Source organism: Streptomyces sp. NPDC059696 (assembly GCF_042733745.1).
In the GTDB taxonomy this organism is placed as follows: domain Bacteria; phylum Actinomycetota; class Actinomycetes; order Streptomycetales; family Streptomycetaceae; genus Streptomyces.
This window is the reverse complement of sequence record NZ_JBHWFG010000032.1, coordinates 1-20,949: the sequence shown is the minus strand read 5'-3', so window position 1 is coordinate 20,949 and position 20,949 is coordinate 1. Positions and strand designations below refer to the sequence as shown.

The following is a 20,949-nucleotide window of genomic DNA, read 5'->3' as shown; positions in this document are numbered from 1 at the left end:
GGGGCGCCCCGCTCGTCCGCGGGGGGCGTCCGGCGGGGGTTGCCCGGGCTGGGCCGCCCCTCCGGCCCGCCCACCCCCCCCCCGCGGGGGGTGGGGGGTCCGCCGCGGCGCCCGCCGCTCCCCCCCCCGAACGTAAAGGGGAGGCGTGAGGGCGTCAATGGTGCGTGAGAATCTTGGTGAAGCGATTCGAAGCGGTGGCCAGTGACAGGGCCAGGGCCACGGCTGCCGCCGTCACCGGAAGGGCGTAGCCCGTCGTCGGTGAGAGGTGCTCCACCGTCCAGCCGCCGAGCGCGCTGCCGCAGGCGATGCCGCCCAGCAGGCCGGTCACCGCGAGGGTCATGCCCTCGTTGAGCCGGCCCGCGGGAGTGCGTTCCTGGACCAGCGTCATGGTCGTGACCATCGTCGGGGCCGTCGCCATCCCGGCGATCAGCAGCGCGGCCGCCAGGAGGACCAGTGAACCGGTGAGGGCCGCGGCCAGCAGCGGCAGGGTCAGCAGCCCGGTCATCGCGGCCACGCACCAGGGCAGCCGGGCCGCGGCCGGGCCGGTGGGCTTCACGGTGCCGTACAGCAGGCCCGCCGCGCAGGATCCCGCGGCCTGGAGCGCGAGCACGATTCCGGCCGCCGCCTGCTGCCCCTGCGCGTCGGCGAAGGCCAGGGTGACGACCTCCGTCGCGCCGAACACGCCGCCCATCGCCAGGCAGACCGCGAGCAGCGGCGGGATGCCGGGGGCGCGCAAGGGCGCGTCCCCGGGTATGCGGGTGCGGACCGGGGGCTCCGTCGCGCGCCGGGCCGTGAACAGGACCATGCCGGTCATCAGCAGCACCGCGCCCACGAGGGTGCCCGCCTCGGGGAAGAACGTCCCGCACAGGAAGGCCGCGAGGACCGGGCCGAGCATGAAGCACAGCTCGTCCACGGCCTGCTCGAAGGAGTTGGCGGTGTGCAGCGCCTTCGCGTCGCCGGCCAGCAGGTGTGACCAGCGGGCCCGGGACATGCCTCCGGTGTTGGGGGTCGTGGCGGTGGCGGCGTAGGAGGCGAACAGGGTCCAGTCGGGGGCGCCGTGGCGCACGCACAGCAGCAGGGACAGGGAGCCGAGCACGGCGAACGCCGTGGCGGGCAGGGCCACCCGGGCCTGGCCGTGGCGGTCGACGAGCCGTGCGATCCACGGCGCGACCAGCGCCGTCGCCGCCAGGCCCGTCGCGGTGACGGCACCGGCGAGGGCGTACGAGCCCCGGGCCCCGGCGATCATCACGACCGCGCTGACACTGAACATGCCCATCGGCAGCCGGGCGACGAGGTTCCCGGCGGTGAACGCGCGGGCACCGGGCAGGCGGAACAGGCGGCGGTACGGGGAGAGTTGCGGCATGCGTCCACCGTCGCCCGCGGGTGATCAAGCGGTCCAACACCTGTTCCGCGCACACTCACGCACCTGGATTGTGAATCCGTGGCGCGGCCGGAAAGCCCCTGGCGAGAAATATTCGCTCCCTGTTCTTCATACAGGGATATGGAGATTACGAATGCTCCTCATGGCGCACGGAAAAGATGCTCATTGGGGAAAATCCTTCACTCGTTTGCCGCGCATCCGGTGCTGTGAGCCGACGGTTAGTCGGTACATGACCGAGGCGACCAGGAAAGACGGCTGGGCGGTAACGCTCGGCCCGTACACCTACATTCCCGCTCCAGCGCACTCGTCGGCGACCGTCAACGGGACGCTCACCAAGGGGGGTTGCCCGGTCACGCTGCAGGTGACCGAGGCGGTGCTGCGCGATTTCATCGACGCCATGAGCACCCTGGAAAAAGATCTTGCCCGACGGTGGATCAGTGCGACGGATTGGCCCGCTTTCGCGCTCGCGGAATAAGCGGGGCGCGCCATGTACGACAAAGTAGAGGGAACCGGCCGGCACCGTGCTCCGGCCCGCGATTTCATCACACCCCTGACCCCGCCGGACCCGACCTGGGACCCCGCCGAGGAACTGGCGTTCATTCTCGAGGAGGCCCTCGGGGAGCAGGCGGCGAGGATTCCCGCCCCCCGAGACGAGGACCTGGCCCCGGCCCCGGCCGAGGACCCGGCACCGGCCTCCGCCCCCGGGGCCCACATGCGGCGCCTCCAGGACATCACCGAGGAACTGCCGCCCGTGCGGGACGTCCCGCGGCGCCACCGCAAGGTCAGGACCCGCAAGGCGATCGGCGTGCTGCGCACCACCAGCTTCCTCGTCGCGGCGCTGGCGGCCGTCATCGCCTCCGCGGTGAGCCTCCTGAGCGGCGTCGTGGCCTACGACCCGCTGCGCCTGGTCGCCGTGTCACCGGCGGCGCGGGGGCTGCGCACGTGGTGGCCGCTGCTGGTCTACGGGCCCTGGCTGGTGGGCTCTCTGTCGGTCCTGCGGGCCGCGCTGCACCAGCGCCGAGCCGCGCACTCCTGGTTCGTGGTCCTGGTCTTCTCCTGCATCGCCGTGCTGCTGTGCGTCGTCCAGGCCCCCCGGACCGTGCTCGGCACCGCCGCGGCGGCCCTGCCCGGGCTCGCGGCGCTGGCGTGCTTCCAGCAGGTCGTCCGCCAGATCACCCTGACCAGACCGCCGATGCGGTCGGTGCCTCGGCACCGGGTGGGCCAGACCGCGCCGACGTCGGGCGCGGGCGCGGAGGGCCGGAAGGGCGCGGAAGGCCTCAGGACGACGGACCCCCGCAGAACCCAGGGCGGCACCCCACGCAGGATCACCGGCCTCTGACGGACCGGGTGTGCGGCGCCTTGGCGGGCAGCCGGCACACCACGCGGCCCCGGCCGCGCGCGGTGCGGCGTCTCACGGCCGGGGCCCTCGCGAGTACCTCGCGGCTCCGGCCGCGCGCGGTGCGGCGTCTCACGGCCGGGGCCGCCTCGCGGTGGAGCACCTCGCGGCCAGGGCCGCCTCGCGCGGTGGAGCACCTCGCGGCCCCGGCCCCTCGTGCGGTGCGGCGTCTCGCGAACCCGGGTCCGGGCCACCCGCGTTCGCGCGGCCCGGGCGTCCGCATCCGTGCGTGCCGCCCTGGCGTCCGCATCCGTCCGTGCCGCCCTGGCCGTCCGTGTCCGCGCCGTCCGCGTCCCGTGCCGCCCCCGCCATCCGCGTCCCGTGCCGCCCCCGTCGTCCGCGTCCCGTGCCGTCCCCGTCGTCCGCGCCGTCCGCGTCCCGTGCCGTCCCCGTCGCCCCCGCCATCCGCGTCCCGTGCCTCCCCCGCCGTCCGCGTCCCGTGCCGCCCCCGCTGTCCGCGTCCCGTGCCGTCCCGGCTCCCCCGTCGGCCTCGTCCCCTGGCCGCTGTAAGTTCGCCGCATGTTCGTGCACCTCGATCCCCGCCTCCTGCGTGGCTTCGTCACCGTCGCCGAGGAGTTGCACTTCACGCGGGCCGCGGTGCGGTTGCATGTGGCTCAGCAGGCGCTCAGCCGGGATGTGCGGCGGCTGGAGCGGGAGCTGGGGGCCGAGCTGTTCGTGCGGACCACCCGGCAGGTGACGCTCACCCCCGACGGGGAGCGGCTGCTGCCGTACGCCCGCCGGGTGCTGCGGGCGCAGGACGACCTGCTCGCCGCCTTCGGCCAGGCCCGCCCGCTGCTGGTCGACCTCAACTCACCGGGCCTGGTCACACCGCGCCGGGTGCTGCACGAGGCGCGTGAACTCTCCCCCCGCCACGAGCTGATGGCCCGCTACGAGAGCGGTCTGGCCGGAGCCGCCGGGGACCTGCTGGCCGGCCGGCTGGACGCGTCGTTCGGGCGGTTCGCCGGACTGGACCCGGCGCTGCGGGCCGGACTCGACCACCAGCCCGTGCGCCTGGAGCCGATGGCCGTCGTACTGCCCGAGGACCACCGGCTGGCCGGGTGGGAGTCCGTACCGCTGGCCGAGCTGACCGGCGAGAGCGTCTACGCGGGCGCCGGCAACCCGCGCACACCCGAGTGGACCGGGCTCGCCCGGCTGCTGTTCGAGGGCCGGGGCATCGATATCGCGCCACCCGCGCCGCTGGCCGTCGGGGAGGAGGAGTTCCAGCGCATCATGGCCAGGACCCGCAACCCGATCCTGGCCGTCGTGGACTTTCCCGCCCTGCCGTCGACGGTGGTGCGGCCCCTGGTCGACCCGGTTCCGCTGTCGCCCGTCTCGCTGGTGTGGCGCAAGGGCCTGACCCACCCCGCGTTCGACGCGCTGCGCCGGGCGGCGGCCCGGCTGACCTGGGCGGAAGGGTGGCTGCGCAGGCCTGCGGGGTCCTGGATCCCGGCCGCGGACGATGTCCTCATGCTGTCTCACGGCTGACACGATTCGACACGGCGCGCACACAGAACCTGCGCGTGCGCTACATTCGACGCCTGAGCACGGTGTGGTAAGAGGGGGCGCTCGGACGGGTGGGGGCCCGGTCCGACGGCGGGTGCTCAGGTCGTCACAGCGCACCTGAACCATCCCTGGGGGGAAGTGCGTGCGCGTGAAACAGTGGCGAGAAGACGCCCAACCCGAGTGGCCCGAGGCCGCTACCACCACCGGCGAACTGCCGTCGGACGGCGGAGTCCGGAACAGAAGAGCGACGCAGGTCCTTCCCGATGGTGACGTCCGGACGACCGGCCACCGGCCGGCCACCGTCACCGAGGTACTGGGGGGCATTCCGCGCCAGAGCGAAGGCGAGGCCGACTCGCTCGCCCGGGAACCGGGAGTCCGGACCGCGGTCCGCGACCCCTGGCAGGAGGGGGAGGAGCCGGACCCGGCGGGCCACGCGCCCGACACGGACGGCGGCCAGGCCCACGATCCGCACGAGGTCACCGTCCAGCTCGACGCCGTGGCGCTCGGGGACGGCTTCCTGCGCCAGGCCAAGGAGGGCCCGGGCGCCGAGACCCCGGCCGACCGGCCCGTCTTCGTCGACGAGTCCGGCCGCCGCAGCCGCCGCTACCGCCGGATCGGCATGGCCGTCGCGCTGGCCTGCGGGGTCTACGCCGTCGTCATCGTCGCCACACTGCTCTCGGGCAACTCCAACGCCCCCTGGCTGCCCGTGCCGACGAAGGAGGACAACCCTCCGGCCGGGCAGGTCGACACCCCGCCGCTGACCGCCGAGTCGGCACCGCCCGGAGACCCCGGGAACACCGGCGCCACCGCCCCGGGCAGTACGCCCGCGACCGGCGAGGCCACGGCACCCGCACCCGGCACCCGCGGCGACGCGGCCTCTCCCGATGCGACCGCCGGCCCCGGCAGCCGTCCCGCGGCCTCCGCCAAGCCCTCGCCGACGGCGCCCCGGGCCACCCCGAAGCCGGGCACCAAGGCCACCGAACCGGCCCCGACCAAACCGGCGGACCCGCCGAGCACGCCGGCCAGCGACCCCACCCCGACGGGTGAGGCCTCGCCGCAGCCCACCGAGACGACGGGCACCGGCGGCGACGGCGGCACCGTCGCGGAAGGCCCGGCCGAGCCGCAGCCCGTGGCGGAGGGTCCGGCCGAACCGCAGCCCACCGCCGAGCCGCCCGCCGCCTAGACCGCGCCGCCGCCCGGGTCGCGTCGCCGCCTGAACCCGCGTCGCCGCCCGGCCGCCGTCGCGACGCGGCGCCCGCCGCTCCGGGCGCCGCACCACCTCCCCGCCCGCCGGGCGCGTCCGCGCCACCGGGCCCGGCCGGCCGGAGGACCGCTGCCCCCGACCGGGGGCCGCCTCACCGGCAGCCGCTCCCCTCCGCTTCCACCGTCCCGTTCCACCGTCCCGCCCCGCTCACCGGCGGGACCCCAGGACGCCGCGGGTACCGCGCGACCGCGACGTCCCCGCCGGGCCGGACCCCACCACACCGTCCGCCCGCCCCGTCCCCGTGCCATCCCGTCCGCACCACCCGGAGTACCACCACCCATGGCATCCCGAACCCGCCGTTCCGGGCCCGCGCCACGAGCCCGTGGCGGCTCCAGGCGCCGGCGCCTGCCCATGCGTCTGCTGCTGCCCCTGCTCGTCCTGGTCGCGCTGGGGGCGATGCTCATGCTGCGCGGCTACGTGCACAGCGAGGTCCTCGCCGACCACCGCGTCGGACCGCCCACGGCGAACGACCACGTCCCCAAGGACATCCTCAAGGGCGGCCCCGTCATCGACACCCGCGGCGGGAAGGCGACCAGCCTGGACATCCCGGACCACGAACTGGTGCTCACCTTCGACGACGGCCCCGACCCGATGTGGACGCCCAAGGTTCTCGACGTGCTGAAGAAGCACGACGCCCGCGCCGTCTTCTTCATCACCGGCACCATGGCCTCCCGCTACCCCGACCTCGTCCAGCGCATGGTCGACGAGGGCCACGAGATCGGGCTGCACACCTTCAACCACCCCGACCTGTCCCTGCAGAGCAAGAGCCGGGTCGACTGGGAGCTGTCGCAGAACCAGCTGGCGCTCGCCGGTGCGGCCGGCATCCGCACCTCGCTGTTCCGCCCGCCCTACTCGTCGTTCGCCCGGAACATGGACAACAACACCTGGCCGGTCACCGAGTACATCGGCAGCAGGGGCTACCTCACCGTCGTCAACGACACCGACAGCGAGGACTGGCGCAAGCCCGGAGTCGAGCAGATCATCCGCAACGCCACACCGAAGAACGGCGACGGCGCCATCGTGCTGATGCACGACTCCGGCGGCAACCGCTCCCAGACCGTCGCCGCCCTGGACCGGTACGTCTCCGGACTGCAGGCCGAGGGCTACCGCTTCCACACCCTCACCGGCGCACTCGACGCCCCCAGCGCGCACACCCCGGTCGCCGGGCTGGAGTCGCTGAAGGGCGAGGCCTGGGTGTTCCTGGTGCAGGCCTCCGACAACGTGACCGAAGTGCTCGTCGCCGGTCTCGCCGTCGTCGGCGTGCTGGCCTTCGGACGGCTCGGGCTGATGCTGATCCTCTCCGTGGCGCACGCCCGCCGGGTGCGGCGCCGCGGCTTCAGCTGGGGCGAGCCCGTCACCGAGCCGGTGTCCGTCCTCGTGCCCGCCTACAACGAGGCCAAGTGCATCGAGCAGACGGTCCGCTCCCTGGTCGCCAGCGACCACCCCATCGAGGTGCTGGTCATCGACGACGGCTCCAGCGACGGCACCGCCCGCATCGTGGAGAACCTCGACCTGCCCGGCGTACGCGTCGTCCGCCAGCTCAACGCGGGCAAGCCCGCCGCCCTCAACCGGGGCATCGCCAACGCCAAGTACGACCTGATCGTGATGATGGACGGCGACACCGTCTTCGAGCCGACCACCGTCCGCGAACTCGTCCAGCCCTTCGGCGACCCGCGGGTCGGCGCCGTCGCGGGCAACGCCAAGGTCGGCAACCGGGACTCGCTCATCGGCGCCTGGCAGCACATCGAGTACGTGATGGGCTTCAACCTCGACCGCCGCATGTACGACGTGCTGCGCTGCATGCCCACCATCCCCGGCGCCGTCGGGGCGTTCCGGCGCCGCGCGCTGGAACGCGTCGGCGGCATGAGCGACGACACGCTCGCCGAGGACACCGACATCACCATGGCCATGCACCGCGACGGCTGGCACGTGGTGTACGCCGAGAAGGCCGTCGCCTGGACCGAGGCCCCGGAGTCCGTCCAGCAGCTGTGGTCCCAGCGCTACCGCTGGTCGTACGGCACCATGCAGGCCATCTGGAAGCACCGCCGGTCCGTCATCGAGCGCGGACCCTCGGGCCGCTTCGGCCGGGTGGGCATGCCGCTGGTGTCGATGTTCATGGTCGTGGCGCCGCTGCTGGCCCCGCTGATCGACGTGTTCCTGCTGTACGGCCTGGTGTTCGGGCCCACGGAGAAGACCATCGGCGCCTGGCTGGGCGTCCTCGCAGTACAAGGGGTGTGCGCGGCCTACGCGTTCCACCTGGACAAGGAACGCATGACCCACCTGATCTCACTTCCGCTCCAGCAGATCCTCTACCGCCAGCTCATGTACGTCGTCCTGCTCCAGTCCTGGATCACCGCCCTCACCGGAGGCCGGCTGCGCTGGCAGAAGCTGCGGCGCACCGGCGCGGTGGGTCTGCCCGGTGGTGGTGCCGGTGCCGGTGCCGGTGCCGCCGCCGCCCAGCCGCAGATGGACGGGAGGCCGGTCCGATGACCACGCACGTCACCCCCGCCACCGAGGCCGCGCCCAGCGAGGCGCCCCCCGTCAAGAAGCCCGGCCGCGACCGGTACTTCGACCTGCTGCGCGCCCTGGCCCTGTTCCGCGTCGTGCTCTACCACCTGACGGGCTGGGCCTGGCTGCCGCTGGTGTTCCCGTCCATGGGCGTGATGTTCGCGCTCGCCGGCAACCTCATGGCCCGCTCCCTCAAGCGCCCGGCCGTGCAGGTGATCCGCGGCCGGATGCGGCGGCTGCTGCCCCCGCTGTGGCTGCTCGGCGTCGTCGGTGTCACCGCCATGGTCCTCCAGGGCTGGGGCCCGGACGAGGACGGGCACCCCGGCTGGTGGCTCCTCCACCTCACCTTCTGGATCGTCCCGCTCAGCGACCCGCCCTACGCGGAGGGCCTGCCCGGCGTCCACGGCTTCATCGGCGAGAACTGGGCCGCCGACCTCGCGGGTCCGCTCTGGTACATCCGCGCCTACCTCTGGTACGTCCTGCTGTCGCCGGTGCTGCTGAAGGCCCTGCGCGCCCTGCCGGTCCTCACCGTCCTCATGCCGATCGCCCTGTCCCTCGGCTTCGAGCAGGGCTGGATCACGCTGCCCGGCGAGCGGATCCCCTCGGCGCTCACGGACTTCTCCACCTTCGGCGCCTGCTGGATTCTCGGCATGGCCCACCAGGAGGGCATCCTGCGGCGGCTGCCGCGCTACATCGTGCCGTCGGTCGCGCCCGTCATCGCCCTGGCCGGCCTCTGGTACGCCCTGCACCACGACTTCGGCCCCGGCAACGACCTCGACAGCATGCCGCTGGCCCAGGCCCTGTGGTCCTTCGGCACGGTGTTCCTGCTGCTGCACCTCAGCCCGTCCTGGACGCAGTGGCCGCGCCGGCTGCGCCCCTTCGCGGGCACGATCACCCTCCTCAACTCCCGTGCCGTGACCATCTACCTCTGGCACAACACCTGCATCCTGATCGCCGCCACCCTCTGGGACCAGCTGTGGGGCTTCCCGCTGCTGGAGCAGAACGTGCCCGGGCTGCTGGAGAGCGTCTGGCCGGTGCTGGTCCTGGTCTGGATCCTGATCGGCGCTTGCGTCCTGGCGTTCGGCTGGGCGGAGGATTTGGCGGCCAAGCAGAAGCCCCGGTTGTGGCCGACGGGCGAACCCCGGGCGACGTCCCGCGGAAACCGCAGGCGCGCCTGACGGGACCCCTTTCCCCCGGGTTCGCCCGGTGTGCAAAACTGCCCGAGTTGCGGTTGTGAACAGGGTGACCCGGGGGAGCGGTGGAATGAGCAAGCGGCAGACACAGAAGATGCTGCGGCTGATGGCGAGCGGGGAACCGGTCGAGCTGACCAGCCCGATGGCGTCCGTGAAGAAGCTCGCCCGACTGGCCTTCGTGGCCCAGCAGTTCGGCTACGAGTACGCCGACGTCCGCCAGAGCAACGGCCGCAACGGCGCGCTCATCATGCTGCTTCTGCCCGACCCGAGCCCGCAGGCCCGGGCCCGGGCCGGGCAGAACTGGGCGCAGTACCCGAACGCCGCCGACGGTGTCTCCCTGCCGCCCCTCGTGCCGGAGGCGTTCGAACTCCTCAAGGCCCGCATCAACTTCGACCTCACCGGCAAGAACGCCGAGAAGCGCATGGGGTACGGGGCGCTGGGCGTCAGCGTCGGCTGCGTGATCCTGGCCTTCCGGTTCGGTGGGCAGTCGGACGACTTCGTCGCGGCCGGTGTGGTGTGGCTGCTGCTCATGGCGGTCTTCGGCATCGGACTCGTGGTGACGCGCAAGCGCAACGCCAAGTTCTCCGCCCGGTTGCGGACGGCGGGCTTCACGCCGGTGCACGACGAGAGCGGACGGCTGCGGTATCTGCCGCCGGGGGCACAGCCGCCCGGGCAGCACAACCCGTTCGCGGGGGCTCCGTACGGCGGGCCGGGCCAGGCGGCGGGAGCCCCGCCGGCCTACGGACAGCAGACGCCCGGCCCGTACGCCCAGCCGGCACCCGGCCCGTACGCCCAGCCGACCCCCGGCCCGTACGCCCAGCCGACCCCCGGCCCGTACGCCCAGCCGACCCCCGGCCCGTACGCCCAGCCCGCGCCGGCCCCCCACCCCGGCGCGCCCGCCCCCGCGCCGTACACCGGTCAGCCCGCGCAGGCTCCGCACCCGGGTCAGCCCGCGCAGGCCCCGTACCCGGGTCAGCCCGCGCCCGGCGGCCCCTACGGTGCGCAGCCCCCCGGCCCGTACGCCCAGCCGTACCACCAGCCGCCGTCCCCGCCGCAGCAGAATCCGCACGGGCAGCCCCCGCGGTACTGAGACGGAAACCTCCCGGAACCTCTCATCCCGCCCCGGCGCGGGGTGAGAGCGAAGTTCCCTCGCGGTCACCCGGTGCCACACGACAGGAAACGCGTCCTCCCTACGTTCGGGGCCAGTCACTCGCGTACGACCGAGCCCCGGAGCACAGTGGAGGCGTCATGACAGGCCCTGGCACGGCAACCGCACCCCCGAGCAGGGGCGGACGCTGGATCCGACACTGGGATCCGGAGAACGAGACCTTCTGGAACGAGACCGGGGAGAAGGTCGCCCGCCGGAACCTCTTCTTCTCCGTGCTGTCCGAGCACATCGGTTTCTCGATCTGGACCCTGTGGTCCGTACTGGTGCTGTTCATGGGGCCGGAGTACGGACTGACCCCCGCCGACAAGTTCATGCTGACCTCGATGGTCACGCTGGTCGGCGCCGTCGTCCGCGTCCCCTACACCTTCGCCGTGGCGATCTTCGGCGGACGGAACTGGACGATCATCTCCGCGAGCCTGCTGCTGATCCCGACGATCGCCGCGTTCGCCGTGATGGAACCGGGGACGTCCTTCTCCACGTTCCTGCTCGTCGGCCTGCTCGCCGGTGTCGGCGGCGGCAACTTCGCCTCCTCCATGACCAACATCAACGCCTTCTTCCCGCTGCGGAAGAAGGGCTGGGCACTGGGCCTGAACGCGGGCGGCGGCAACATCGGCGTGCCGGTGATCCAGCTGGCCGCTCTCGCGATCATCGGCGCGAGCGGCGGGCCGCGGGTCCTGCTGGGGATCTACATTCCGCTCATCGTCCTGGCCGCGGTCCTGGCCGCGGTCTTCATGGACAACCTCGAGAACGTGAAGAACGACACCGGGGCCGCCAAGGACGCCGCGCGCGACGCCCACACGTGGATCATGTCCGTCCTCTACATCGGCACCTTCGGTTCCTTCATCGGCTACAGCTTCGCCTTCGGCCAGGTCCTGCAGAACCAGTTCGGCCGGACCCCCCTCCAGGCCGCGTACGTGACCTTCCTCGGCCCGCTGCTCGGCTCCCTCATCCGTCCCGTCGGCGGCTGGCTCGCCGACCGCTACGGCGGCGCCCGGATCAGCCTGTGGAACTACGTCGGCATGGGCGCCGCGACCGCGGTCCTCATCGGAGCCTCCATGGAGAAGTCGCTGTCCCTGTTCACCGTGGCGTTCGTGGGGCTGTTCGTGCTCAGCGGACTGGGCAACGGCTCGACGTTCAAGATGATCCCGGGCATCTTCCAGAACAAGGCCCTGGCCAAGGGGCTGAAGGGCGAGGAGGCGGCGGCGTACGGGCGGCGGCTGTCCGGGGCGTCCATGGGCCTGATCGGTGCGGTGGGCGCGCTCGGCGGTGTCGGCATCAACCTCGCCTTCCGCCAGTCCTTCCTCTCCTACGGTTCCGGCACCGGGGCGTTCGTCGCCTTCCTCGCCTTCTACGCGGTGTGCTTCGGGGTCACCTGGGCCGTATACCTTCGCCGCACGGCTCCCCGGGTACCCGTCACCACGACGCCCTCGGAGGCGAAGCAGCAGCTCAGCTACGCCGAGGTGTGACGTAACACCAGCGACATCACACCGATCCGAGCCTGTCACGAGCCGTTGACAGGCTCGATCGGCATGCAGGTACGCCGTACCCACGCGTACGACGACTCGAGTGCGGGACGAGAGCCATGTACGAAGAACAGCGACCGGACCACGGACCCCTCGCGGGTTTCACCGTGGGAGTGACGGCCGCGCGCCGGGCCGACGAGCTCGGGGTGCTGCTGCAGCGACGCGGTGCCGCCGTCCTGCACGCCCCCGCCCTGCGGATCGTGCCGCTCGCCGACGACAGCGAGCTGCTGGCCGCGACGAAGGAGATCATCGAGCAGCTGCCCGACATCGTGGTGGCCACGACCGCGATCGGCTTCCGGGGCTGGGTCGAGGCCGCCGACGGCTGGGGCCTGGGCGACGAACTGCTGGCGCGGCTGGGCGAGGTACGGATCCTGGCGCGCGGGCCGAAGGTCAAGGGCGCGGTGCGGGCTGCCGGGCTGACCGAGGAGTGGTCGCCGTCGTCGGAGTCCATGGCGGAGGTGCTCGACCGGCTGCTGGAGGAGGGCGTCGACGGGCTGCGGATCGCGATCCAGCTGCACGGCGAGCCGCTGCCCGGGTTCGTGGAGGCGCTGCGGGAGGGCGGGGCCGAGGTCGTCGGGGTGCCGGTCTACCGCTGGATGCCGCCGGAGGACATCGCCCCGGTCGACCGGCTGCTGGACGCGACGATCGCCCGGGCCCTGGACGCGGTCACCTTCACCAGCGCCCCGGCCGCGGCTTCCCTGCTGTCCCGGGCGGAGGACCGCGGACTGCTCGACGAGGTCCTGGCGGCGCTGAGCCACGACGTCCTGCCGGCCTGCGTGGGGCCGGTCACCGCCCTGCCCCTGCAGTCCCGCGGCGTCGACACGATCCAGCCGGAGCGCTTCCGGCTCGGCCCGCTGGTCCAGCTCCTCTGCCAGGAACTCCCCGGGCGGGCGCGCGCCCTGCCCGTCGCCGGGCACCGCGTGGAGATCCGCGGCCACGCCGTCCTGGTCGACGACGACCTCAAACCGGTACCGCCGGCCGGCATGGCCCTCCTGCGTGCCCTCTCCCGGCGCCCCGGCTGGGTCGTCGCCCGCGCCGACCTGCTGCGCGCCCTGCCGGGCTCCGGCCGTGACGAACACGCGGTGGAGACCGCCATGGCCCGCCTCCGCACGGCCCTCGGCACTCCGAAGCTGATCCAGACGGTGGTCAAGCGGGGCTACCGCCTGGCCCTGGACCCGAGCGCGGAGACGAAGTACGCGGACGCATGAGCCCGGCCCGAGGTTGAGCCGCATCACGACAAGTTCTCCCCCTGGTTCGGCCGCTGGACGGCTCCGCCGGGGGAGGGCCGGGGCGGGGAATCCCGGAAAGGCCGGGTACCGGTCCTGGTGGCAGCGGCTCAGGGGTGATCGCTCCGCGCCAGTCGGGATGCCGGTCCTGGCGGCAGCGGCTCAGGGGAACGTGGGAACGCTCCGCGAGCCGGGAGCCGGACCCGGTGGCAGCCGCCCTCGGGAACGCTCCGCGTGAGCCCGAGTGGCGGCGGAGGGCACCCGGGCCGGCGGCGTCCCGTGCGGGTCGGTCCCCGGCGCCCGGCCCTTTTCGGCCGTGCGGCGCGGTGACGCGTGTGCGGGGGGTTTCCGGCGTCGCCGCGGGCAGGCACTGTAAGAGGGAGCGGTCCACCGGCCCTCTCACCGGCGTCCCACCGATGCCCTCGCGACCGGGGTGAACCCCTAGGCGGTGACAGGCACATGGCACTGAGTACGGCCACGGCCTCCCACGAGCTGCGCTTCGACGCCGGGCGGATCTGTCTGGACCTGCTCTCCACCACGCACCCCGAGGAGCGGCTCGACTCCGTGGAGGTGCTGCGCGCCTGGATCACCGGCTCCGGGCTCGTGCCGGCCGGCACCGACCTGGCCCACGCCGACACCGGCTGGCTGCTCGCCTTCCGCGAACTGCGCTCCCAGATCGATCGGTTGGTGCGCTGCCGGCCGAGACCCGGGGCCGCCACGTACGACCTCGCCCTCGCCCGGGTCAACGACCTGGCCCGCACCCCGCCCCCGGCCCCGCGCGCGGTCCGCGGCGAAGACGGCCAGCTGCTGCGGCGGTTGGACGGCCCGCCCGGCAGCGCCGCCCTGCTCGCGGTCGTCGCCCGGGACGCCGTGGACCTGCTGACCGACCCCGTCGCCCGCGCGGCGCTGCGCCAGTGCGAAGGCGACAACTGCCCCATCGTGTACCTCGACACCTCACGCGGACGCAGACGGCGGTGGTGCTCCAGCGAGGTCTGCGGGAACCGCGAGCGTGTGGCCCGGCATCGGCGCCGCGCGGCACTCACCCGTGCGTGAAACGGAATTGAGTGGTCCGTGCACTCAATTCCACTGTCCTAAATGCGACTTCTGCGACCCCGTCGGCAAAGTGATTTCGGTTACATGCCGTTTACCTACGCCACCGTAGGGAAGGCCTGGCCTGATCTTGCCGATGTGGCGGAAATGTAAAGAACGCGGGGTTGGAATGTGACCCCATGTCCCGCTCGTCACGTCATCTCGAAGAAATATGTCGGGTCCCTTTGAACGCCCAACCCCTCGCTTGCGTACGGCATGTGGAGCGACCGACTGGGGGAACCCCCGGACATCGGAGGTGGGCGTGCGCAAGGATTCCGTCGTGGCCAATGAACGTGCACCGAGGGCCCGACATCGCATGTCCCAGCCCTCGGAACCCGACGAGGAGCTGATGCGTGCGCTCTATCGCGAACACGCCGGACCCCTGCTGGCATACGTCCTGCGCCTGGTCGCCGGAGACCGGCAGCGCGCCGAGGACGTCGTGCAGGAGACGCTCATCCGTGCCTGGAAGAACGCCGGTCAGCTCAACAGAGCGACCGGATCGGTACGCCCCTGGCTGGTGACGGTCGCCCGGCGCATCGTCATCGACGGCCACCGCAGCCGGCAGGCCCGGCCGCAGGAGGTCGACCCGTCGCCGCTGGAGGTCATCCCCGCGGAGGACGAGATCGACAAGGCGCTGTGGTTGATGACTCTCTCGGACGCACTCGACGACCTGACCCCCGCCCACCGGGAGGTGCTCGTCGAGACGTACTTCAAGGGGCGTACCGTCAATGAGGCGGCCGAGACCCTGGGCATACCCAGCGGCACCGTCCGCTCCAGGGTGTTCTACGCCCTGCGTTCGATGAAGCTGGCACTGGAGGAGCGGGGGGTGACGGCGTGATGAGTGTTTACGGGGGTAACCAAGGGTTCGGTACGGGAGGCATGGGTATGTCTGGTCCCATGCAGGAATCTCCGGTGCCGAACGAGCACGAGACCGTCGGCGCCTACGCCCTCGGCATCCTCGACGACGCCGAAGCGACCGCATTCGAGGCCCATCTCGCGACCTGCGAATGGTGCGCCCAGCAGCTCGACGAACTGGCCGGCATGGAGCCCATGCTCGCCGCCCTCGCCGATCTGCCCGGCTCCGGCAGCACACCCGCGATCGGCGACTCGCTGTCCGCGAAGCCCCGGCCGCGCCTGGTGGAGAAGCTGGTCGACGAGGTCGCCGACCGCCGCGCCCAGAAGCGCCGCCGCAGCTTCTACATGGTGGCCGCGGCCGGCGCGCTGATCATCGGCGGTCCCTTCGTCGCGGTCGCGACGAACGGCGGCGACGGCGGCGGCGCGGAGAACCGCCCCCTCGCTGCGAGCCCCGCGAAGGCCGCCTTCGAGGGCATCTCCGACAAGATCACCGCCACCGACCCGAACACCAAGGTCACCGCCACGGTCGCCCTTCAGAAGAAGGACTGGGGGACGGGCGTGGTCACCGAGCTGAAGAACGTCGCGGGCCCGCTCAAGTGCGCCCTCGTCGCGGTCGGCAAGAACGGCGAGCGCGAGACGCTGTCCTCCTGGTCCGTCCCGGAGTGGGGCTACGGCCTCCCCGACGCCAAGACCGAGAAGGCCAAGCAGCCGCTGTACGTCCAGGGCGGCGCCGCCTTCGAGCCGAACGAGATCGACCACTTCGAGGTCGTGACCTTCGACGGCAAGCGGCTGGTCGAGGTCGACGCGTAGAGCCGTTCGGCCGCCCGGCAGGCGCCATTGGGGGCAACAGCCCCGCGCCTGCCACCGGCCCGTAGCCTCCAGGGGCCCCCTTCGCGTACGGTTGACGGCTGCCCAGCACGTCAGAAGGGGGCCCGGTGGCCGCTCAGGCTCACAGACAAGACGCGGTCGGTTCGGTGCACGACTCGGTTCGTGACCGGGAGATCGACGTCGAACAGGAACACCTGGACCGGGTGTACCGGCGCCTCGAGGAGAAGATCCACGAGGCGGAGTTCCTGATGCAGGACGCCGCCCGGCGCGGCCAGGTCGGCACCCCCGGCGCACTCGCAGAGCGGGACGCGCAGGTCTTCCGCGCGGGCATCCACCTCAGCCGGCTCAACAACGAGTTCGAGGACTTCCTCTTCGGCCGAATCGACCTCCTGACCGGCAAGGACGGCAAGAAGGGCCCCGACGGGGCGTACACCGCCGTCGAGCCGGCGGAGGGCGCCGTACGCCCCGACAACACCGCCGACATCGCCGAGACCCTGCACATCGGGCGCATCGGCGTCCTCGACCAGGACTACGCACCGCTGGTCATCGACTGGCGGGCCCCGGCCGCCGCCCCCTTCTACCGCTCCACCCCGGTCGACCCGGGCCGTGTCGTCCGCCGCCGCGTCATCCGCTCCAAGGGCCGCCGGGTGCTGGGCGTCGAGGACGACCTGATGCGCCCCGAGCTGACGGCCTACCTCGACGGCGACGAACTGCCCGTCATCGGCGACGGCGCCCTGATGGCCGCGCTCGGCCAGGCCCGCAGCCACACCATGCGCGACATCGTCGCCTCCATCCAGGCCGAGCAGGACTTGGTCATCCGCGCCCCCGCCGCCTCCGTGACCTACGTCGAGGGCGGCCCGGGCACCGGCAAGACCGCCGTCGCCCTGCACCGTGCCGCCTACCTCCTCTACCAGGACCGGCGCCGCTACGCGGGCGGCATCCTGATCGTCTCCCCGACCCCGCTGCTCGTCGCCTACACCGAGGGCGTGCTGCCCTCCCTCGGCGAGGAGGGCCAGGTCGCCATCCGCGCCATCGGCTCCCTGGTCGAGGGCACCGAGGCCACCCTCTACGACTCCCCGTCCGTGGCCCGCGCCAAGGGCTCCTCGCGCATGCTCAAGGTGCTGCGCAAGGCCGCGCGCGGCGCCCTGGAGCTGAACGACCCGCCGGCCCGGCTGCGCGTGGTCGCCTTCGGCCGCCGCCTGGAGCTGGAGGCGCGGGAGCTGGACGGCGTCCGCCGCTCCGCCCTCGGCGGCACGGCCCCCGTGAACCTGCTGCGCCCCCGCGCCCGCAAGCTCCTCCTGGACGCCCTGTGGGAGCGGTCCGGCGCGGCCGGCCGGCACTCCGACCCCGAGCTCGCGGCCGAGCTGCGCTCCTCCTTCGACGAGGACATCACCTCCGAGGACGACTTCATCGCCTTCCTCGACGCCTGGTGGCCGGAGCTGACGCCGGCCGCCGTCCTGGACGCCATGGCCGACGAACGGCGCCTCGGCCGCTGGGCCCGGCGGATCCTCAACCCCGGCGAGGTCCGCAAGGTCGCCCGCTCCCTGCGGCGCGAGGGCCGCTCGGTACATGACATCGCCCTGCTCGACGAGCTCCAGGCCGTCCTCGGCGCCCCGGCCCGCCCCCGCAGGAAGCGCGAACTCGACCCGCTCGACCAGCTCACCGGCCTGGAGGAGCTGATGCCGGTGCGCGAGGAGTCGCAGCGCGAGCGGGCCGAACGCCTCGCCCAGGAGCGCGTCGAGTACGCCCACGTCATCGTCGACGAGGCCCAGGACCTGACCCCGATGCAGTGGCGCATGGTCGGCCGCCGCGGCCGGCACGCCACCTGGACGGTCGTCGGCGACCCGGCGCAGTCCTCCTGGTCCGACCCGGACGAGGCCGCCGAGGCCCGCGACGAGGCCCTCGGGTCCCGCCCCCGCCGCCGCTTCGAACTGACGGTGAACTACCGCAACCCGGCCGAGATCGCCGAGCTCGCCTCCAAGGTCCTCGCCCTCGCCATGCCCGGCTCCGTGTCGCCGAAGGCGGTCCGCTCCACCGGTGTCGAGCCGCGCTTCACGGTCGTCGAGGACACCCTGGCCGCCACCGTCCGCGACGAGGCGGCCCGCCTGCTGGACCGCGTGGACGGCACGGTCGGCGTGGTCGTCGCCATGCAGCGCCGCGAGGAGGCCCGCCGCTGGCTCGCCGGCCTCGGCGACCGGGTCGTCGCCCTCGGCAGCCTGGAGGCCAAGGGCCTGGAGTACGACGCGACGGTCGTGGTCTCCCCGGCGGAGATCGCCGACGAGTCCCCGGCCGGCCTGCGCGTCCTCTACGTCGCGCTGACCCGGGCCACCCAGCAGCTCACGGTCGTCTCGGCCGACCGGGACGAGCCCGACGCGGCGGGAGTGCCGGACCTGCTCAGGGATTGACGCCCCTACCCCATGGGCGGCGAAATGAACTACCGCTACGGGAATGGCCTTACGGGATCCGTTTGTTAGCCTGGACGTGGCACCGGCTCGATCCAAGCCCCCGGGCCCAACCTTCGTCGCTACGAGCGACCACTTGCCGCGAGGCGAGCATGGCGGGTCGGTGCCACCTACTTGAGAAGAGACCCACGTCCACGTGACGTGGGTCTCTTTTTTTCTGCCCCATGGCGCGCCGTCCCGCGAACAAAACGTTCGCAATCGAGGGCGGCTACCTGCTACTCGGCGGTAGGTGCGACGATCGGACGGCAAAACTCAGCGTCAGGTGAAAGCAGAGGAAGTCGGCCATGGCAACGGCGCCCAGCGTCTCCTACTCGATGACGGTCCGGCTGGAGGTGCCCGCGAGCGGAACCGCCGTCTCGCAGCTCACCACCGCCGTGGAGTCCTCCGGAGGCTCGGTGACCGGCCTCGACGTCACCGCATCCGGTCACGAGAAGCTCCGTATCGACGTCACCATCGCGGCGTCGTCGACCGCCCACGCGGACGAGATCGTCGAGGAACTCCGCGGCATCGAGGGCGTCACCCTGGGCAAGGTCTCGGACCGGACCTTCCTCATGCACCTCGGCGGCAAGATCGAGATGGCGTCCAAGCACCCCATCCGCAACCGTGACGACCTGTCCATGGTCTACACGCCGGGTGTGGCCCGCGTCTGCATGGCGATCGCCGAGAACCCCGAGGACGCCCGCCGCCTCACCATCAAGCGCAACTCCGTTGCGGTCGTGACGGACGGTTCCGCCGTGCTGGGCCTCGGCAACATCGGCCCCAAGGCCGCGCTGCCCGTCATGGAGGGCAAGGCGGCCCTCTTCAAGCGGTTCGCCGGCATCGACGCCTGGCCGATCTGCCTCGACACCCAGGACACCGACGCGATCGTCGAGATCGTCAAGGCGATCGCCCCGGGCTTCGCGGGCATCAACCTCGAGGACATCTCCGCCCCGCGCTGCTTCGAGATCGAGGCCCGGCTGCGCGAGGCCCTCGACATCCCCGTCTTCCACGACGACCAGCACGGCACCGCCATCGTCGTCCTCGCCGCCCTGACGAACGCGCTGCGCGTCACCGGCAAGGCGATCGAGAACATCCGCGTCGTCATGTCCGGCGCCGGCGCGGCCGGTACGGCCATCCTGAAGCTGCTGCTCGCCGCGGGCGTCAAGAACGCCGTCGTGGCCGACATCCACGGTGTCGTGCACGCGGGCCGCGAGGACCTGGTCGACGCCGCCCCGGACTCGGCGCTGCGCTGGATCGCCGACAACACCAACCCCGAGGGCCTCACCGGCACCCTCAAGGAGGCCGTGCGCGGCGCCGACGTCTTCATCGGCGTCTCTGCCCCGAACGTCCTCGACGGCGACGACGTGGCCGCCATGGCCGAGGCTGCCATCGTGTTCGCGCTCGCGAACCCGGACCCCGAGGTCGACCCGGCAATCGCCCGCCAGACCGCGGCCGTTGTCGCCACCGGCCGCTCGGACTTCCCGAACCAGATCAACAACGTGCTGGTCTTCCCGGGCGTCTTCCGCGGTCTGCTGGACGCGCAGTCCCGGACCGTCAACACCGAGATGATGCTGGCCGCCGCGAAGGCCCTCGCCGACGTGGTGACCGAGGACGAGCTGAACCCGAACTACATCATCCCGAGCGTCTTCAACGACAAGGTCGCGGGCGCGGTCGCCGGTGCCGTGCGGGAGGCCGCCAAGGCGGTCGGCGCGACGGCGGGCAGCCCGGCCGGCGTCTGAGGCCGGGGCAGGGCCGGGCCCCCGGACCGGGGGCCCGGCGAACCGAGGCCTGGGCGAACCGAGGCCTGGGCGAACCGGGGCCTGGGCGAACCGGGGGCCCGGGCGAACCGGGGGCCCGGACTGTGAGTAACCCCACGGCAGCCTGGAACCCGGCGCGTCGCAAGAACCCTGTCAGCAGCGGAGCTATCGTGGCGCAAGGCTCAGGCCCTCTCTTCGTGTGACTCCCAAGGGTGTTCTCACGACTCCGGCGGGTGCCGGATTGGCTTTCCCGCCGCAGGTAGGGGCAGGATGCGTCTCTGGGCGCGAGGGTCTGACGACGGACCCGGGTCCGGGGACTCAACGAGGACCCTGGCAGCATCGGCTTCGATCTGACGCCTCAACGGCAAGATGAACACGGGAGTAAGAACATGAACCGCAGTGAGCTGGTGGCCGCGCTGGCCGACCGCGCCGAGGTGACCCGCAAGGACGCCGACGCCGTGCTGGCCGCGTTCGCCGACGTCGTCGGCGACATCGTCTCCAAGGGCGACGAGAAGGTCACCATCCCCGGCTTCCTGACCTTCGAGCGCACCCACCGTGCCGCTCGCACCGCCCGCAACCCGCAGACCGGCGAGCCCATCCAGATCCCCGCCGGCTACAGCGTGAAGGTCTCCGCGGGCTCGAAGCTCAAGGAAGCGGCCAAGGGTAAGTAGTCGCTCCGCTGAGAGCGCCGGGCGGCTGCGGGCCGGTTGTGGCCGGCCGCGCAGTTCCCCGCGCCCCTTTCCGGGCGCACAGCACAAACGCCGATGGGGCGGTCACCCAGAAAAGGGTGTCCGCCCCAAAGGCGTATGTACCCGCT

At 72.5% G+C, this 20,949-nt stretch carries 16 protein-coding genes; 15 read left to right on the top strand and 1 reads right to left on the bottom strand.

Annotated features, from left to right (window positions below):
* Positions 1-154: 154 nt before the first annotated feature.
* Complete coding sequence (locus ACFV20_RS28900; RefSeq protein WP_385661613.1) at positions 155-1,363, bottom strand: MFS transporter; 1,209 nt, start codon at positions 1,361-1,363, stop codon at positions 155-157.
* Positions 1,364-1,610: 247 nt separating this feature from the next.
* Here ACFV20_RS28900 and ACFV20_RS28895 point away from each other — a divergent pair, with 247 nt between their 5' ends.
* From ACFV20_RS28895 to ACFV20_RS28825, 15 genes are all read left to right on the top strand, one after another.
* On the top strand, positions 1,611-1,856 hold the full coding sequence (locus ACFV20_RS28895; protein ID WP_053669824.1) for a hypothetical protein: 246 nt from the start codon (positions 1,611-1,613) through the stop codon (positions 1,854-1,856).
* A gap of 12 nt (positions 1,857-1,868) precedes the next feature.
* Positions 1,869-2,720: a hypothetical protein gene (locus ACFV20_RS28890; RefSeq protein WP_385661611.1), complete on the top strand. Its 852-nt coding sequence runs from the start codon at positions 1,869-1,871 to the stop codon at positions 2,718-2,720.
* Between the two features lie 576 nt (positions 2,721-3,296).
* Entirely contained in the window at positions 3,297-4,262 is a 966-nt protein-coding gene (locus ACFV20_RS28885; protein WP_385661608.1) for a LysR family transcriptional regulator, read from the top strand.
* 166 nt (positions 4,263-4,428) lie between these two features.
* On the top strand, positions 4,429-5,463 hold the full coding sequence (locus tag ACFV20_RS28880; protein WP_385661606.1) for a hypothetical protein: 1,035 nt from the start codon (positions 4,429-4,431) through the stop codon (positions 5,461-5,463).
* A gap of 360 nt (positions 5,464-5,823) precedes the next feature.
* Positions 5,824-8,034: a bifunctional polysaccharide deacetylase/glycosyltransferase family 2 protein gene (locus tag ACFV20_RS28875; protein ID WP_385661604.1), complete on the top strand. Its 2,211-nt coding sequence runs from the start codon at positions 5,824-5,826 to the stop codon at positions 8,032-8,034.
* Positions 8,031-9,230, top strand: coding sequence for an acyltransferase (locus tag ACFV20_RS28870; protein ID WP_385661601.1), 1,200 nt, complete (start codon positions 8,031-8,033; stop codon positions 9,228-9,230). The genes ACFV20_RS28875 and ACFV20_RS28870 overlap by 4 nt, the downstream gene beginning before the upstream one ends.
* A gap of 85 nt (positions 9,231-9,315) precedes the next feature.
* On the top strand, positions 9,316-10,335 hold the full coding sequence (locus ACFV20_RS28865; protein WP_385661598.1) for a hypothetical protein: 1,020 nt from the start codon (positions 9,316-9,318) through the stop codon (positions 10,333-10,335).
* Between the two features lie 158 nt (positions 10,336-10,493).
* A complete protein-coding gene (locus ACFV20_RS28860) occupies positions 10,494-11,879 on the top strand; it encodes a nitrate/nitrite transporter (protein ID WP_385661595.1) in 1,386 nt (461 codons plus the stop codon).
* A gap of 116 nt (positions 11,880-11,995) precedes the next feature.
* On the top strand, positions 11,996-13,144 hold the full coding sequence (locus ACFV20_RS28855) for a uroporphyrinogen-III synthase (RefSeq protein ID WP_385661593.1): 1,149 nt from the start codon (positions 11,996-11,998) through the stop codon (positions 13,142-13,144).
* 477 nt (positions 13,145-13,621) lie between these two features.
* A complete protein-coding gene (locus tag ACFV20_RS28850; protein WP_385661591.1) occupies positions 13,622-14,215 on the top strand; it encodes a CGNR zinc finger domain-containing protein in 594 nt (197 codons plus the stop codon).
* Between the two features lie 352 nt (positions 14,216-14,567).
* Complete coding sequence (locus tag ACFV20_RS28845; RefSeq protein ID WP_010039908.1) at positions 14,568-15,089, top strand: sigma-70 family RNA polymerase sigma factor; 522 nt, start codon at positions 14,568-14,570, stop codon at positions 15,087-15,089.
* Positions 15,089-15,916 (top strand): anti-sigma factor family protein, encoded by an 828-nt coding sequence (locus ACFV20_RS28840; RefSeq protein WP_385661589.1) that lies wholly within the window; start codon positions 15,089-15,091, stop codon positions 15,914-15,916. Before ACFV20_RS28845 ends, ACFV20_RS28840 begins: the two co-directional genes overlap by 1 nt.
* Positions 15,917-16,041: 125 nt before the next feature.
* Positions 16,042-18,339 (top strand): HelD family protein, encoded by a 2,298-nt coding sequence (locus tag ACFV20_RS28835; protein WP_385661587.1) that lies wholly within the window; start codon positions 16,042-16,044, stop codon positions 18,337-18,339.
* A 341-nt stretch (positions 18,340-18,680) separates the two neighbouring features.
* A complete protein-coding gene (locus ACFV20_RS28830) occupies positions 18,681-20,114 on the top strand; it encodes an NAD-dependent malic enzyme (RefSeq protein WP_385661584.1) in 1,434 nt (477 codons plus the stop codon).
* Positions 20,115-20,521: 407 nt separating this feature from the next.
* Positions 20,522-20,803, top strand: coding sequence for an HU family DNA-binding protein (locus ACFV20_RS28825; protein WP_003990598.1), 282 nt, complete (start codon positions 20,522-20,524; stop codon positions 20,801-20,803).
* The last annotated feature ends 146 nt before the right edge of the window (positions 20,804-20,949 follow it).

Bases quoted from the DNA above. Each gene is read 5' to 3' on its own strand.
- ACFV20_RS28845 (WP_010039908.1), top strand. From the start codon at position 14,568: ATGTCCCAGCCCTCGGAACCCGACGAGGAGCTGATGCGTGCGCTCTAT.
- ACFV20_RS28860 (WP_385661595.1), top strand. From the start codon at position 10,494: ATGACAGGCCCTGGCACGGCAACCGCACCCCCGAGCAGGGGCGGACGC.
- ACFV20_RS28900 (WP_385661613.1), bottom strand. From the start codon at position 1,363: ATGCCGCAACTCTCCCCGTACCGCCGCCTGTTCCGCCTGCCCGGTGCC.
- ACFV20_RS28825 (WP_003990598.1), top strand. From the start codon at position 20,522: ATGAACCGCAGTGAGCTGGTGGCCGCGCTGGCCGACCGCGCCGAGGTG.
- ACFV20_RS28855 (WP_385661593.1), top strand. From the start codon at position 11,996: ATGTACGAAGAACAGCGACCGGACCACGGACCCCTCGCGGGTTTCACC.
- ACFV20_RS28865 (WP_385661598.1), top strand. From the start codon at position 9,316: ATGAGCAAGCGGCAGACACAGAAGATGCTGCGGCTGATGGCGAGCGGG.
- ACFV20_RS28870 (WP_385661601.1), top strand. From the start codon at position 8,031: ATGACCACGCACGTCACCCCCGCCACCGAGGCCGCGCCCAGCGAGGCG.
- ACFV20_RS28890 (WP_385661611.1), top strand. From the start codon at position 1,869: ATGTACGACAAAGTAGAGGGAACCGGCCGGCACCGTGCTCCGGCCCGC.
- ACFV20_RS28885 (WP_385661608.1), top strand. From the start codon at position 3,297: ATGTTCGTGCACCTCGATCCCCGCCTCCTGCGTGGCTTCGTCACCGTC.
- ACFV20_RS28840 (WP_385661589.1), top strand. From the start codon at position 15,089: ATGAGTGTTTACGGGGGTAACCAAGGGTTCGGTACGGGAGGCATGGGT.
- ACFV20_RS28830 (WP_385661584.1), top strand. From the start codon at position 18,681: ATGGCAACGGCGCCCAGCGTCTCCTACTCGATGACGGTCCGGCTGGAG.
- ACFV20_RS28895 (WP_053669824.1), top strand. From the start codon at position 1,611: ATGACCGAGGCGACCAGGAAAGACGGCTGGGCGGTAACGCTCGGCCCG.
- ACFV20_RS28875 (WP_385661604.1), top strand. From the start codon at position 5,824: ATGGCATCCCGAACCCGCCGTTCCGGGCCCGCGCCACGAGCCCGTGGC.
- ACFV20_RS28850 (WP_385661591.1), top strand. From the start codon at position 13,622: ATGGCACTGAGTACGGCCACGGCCTCCCACGAGCTGCGCTTCGACGCC.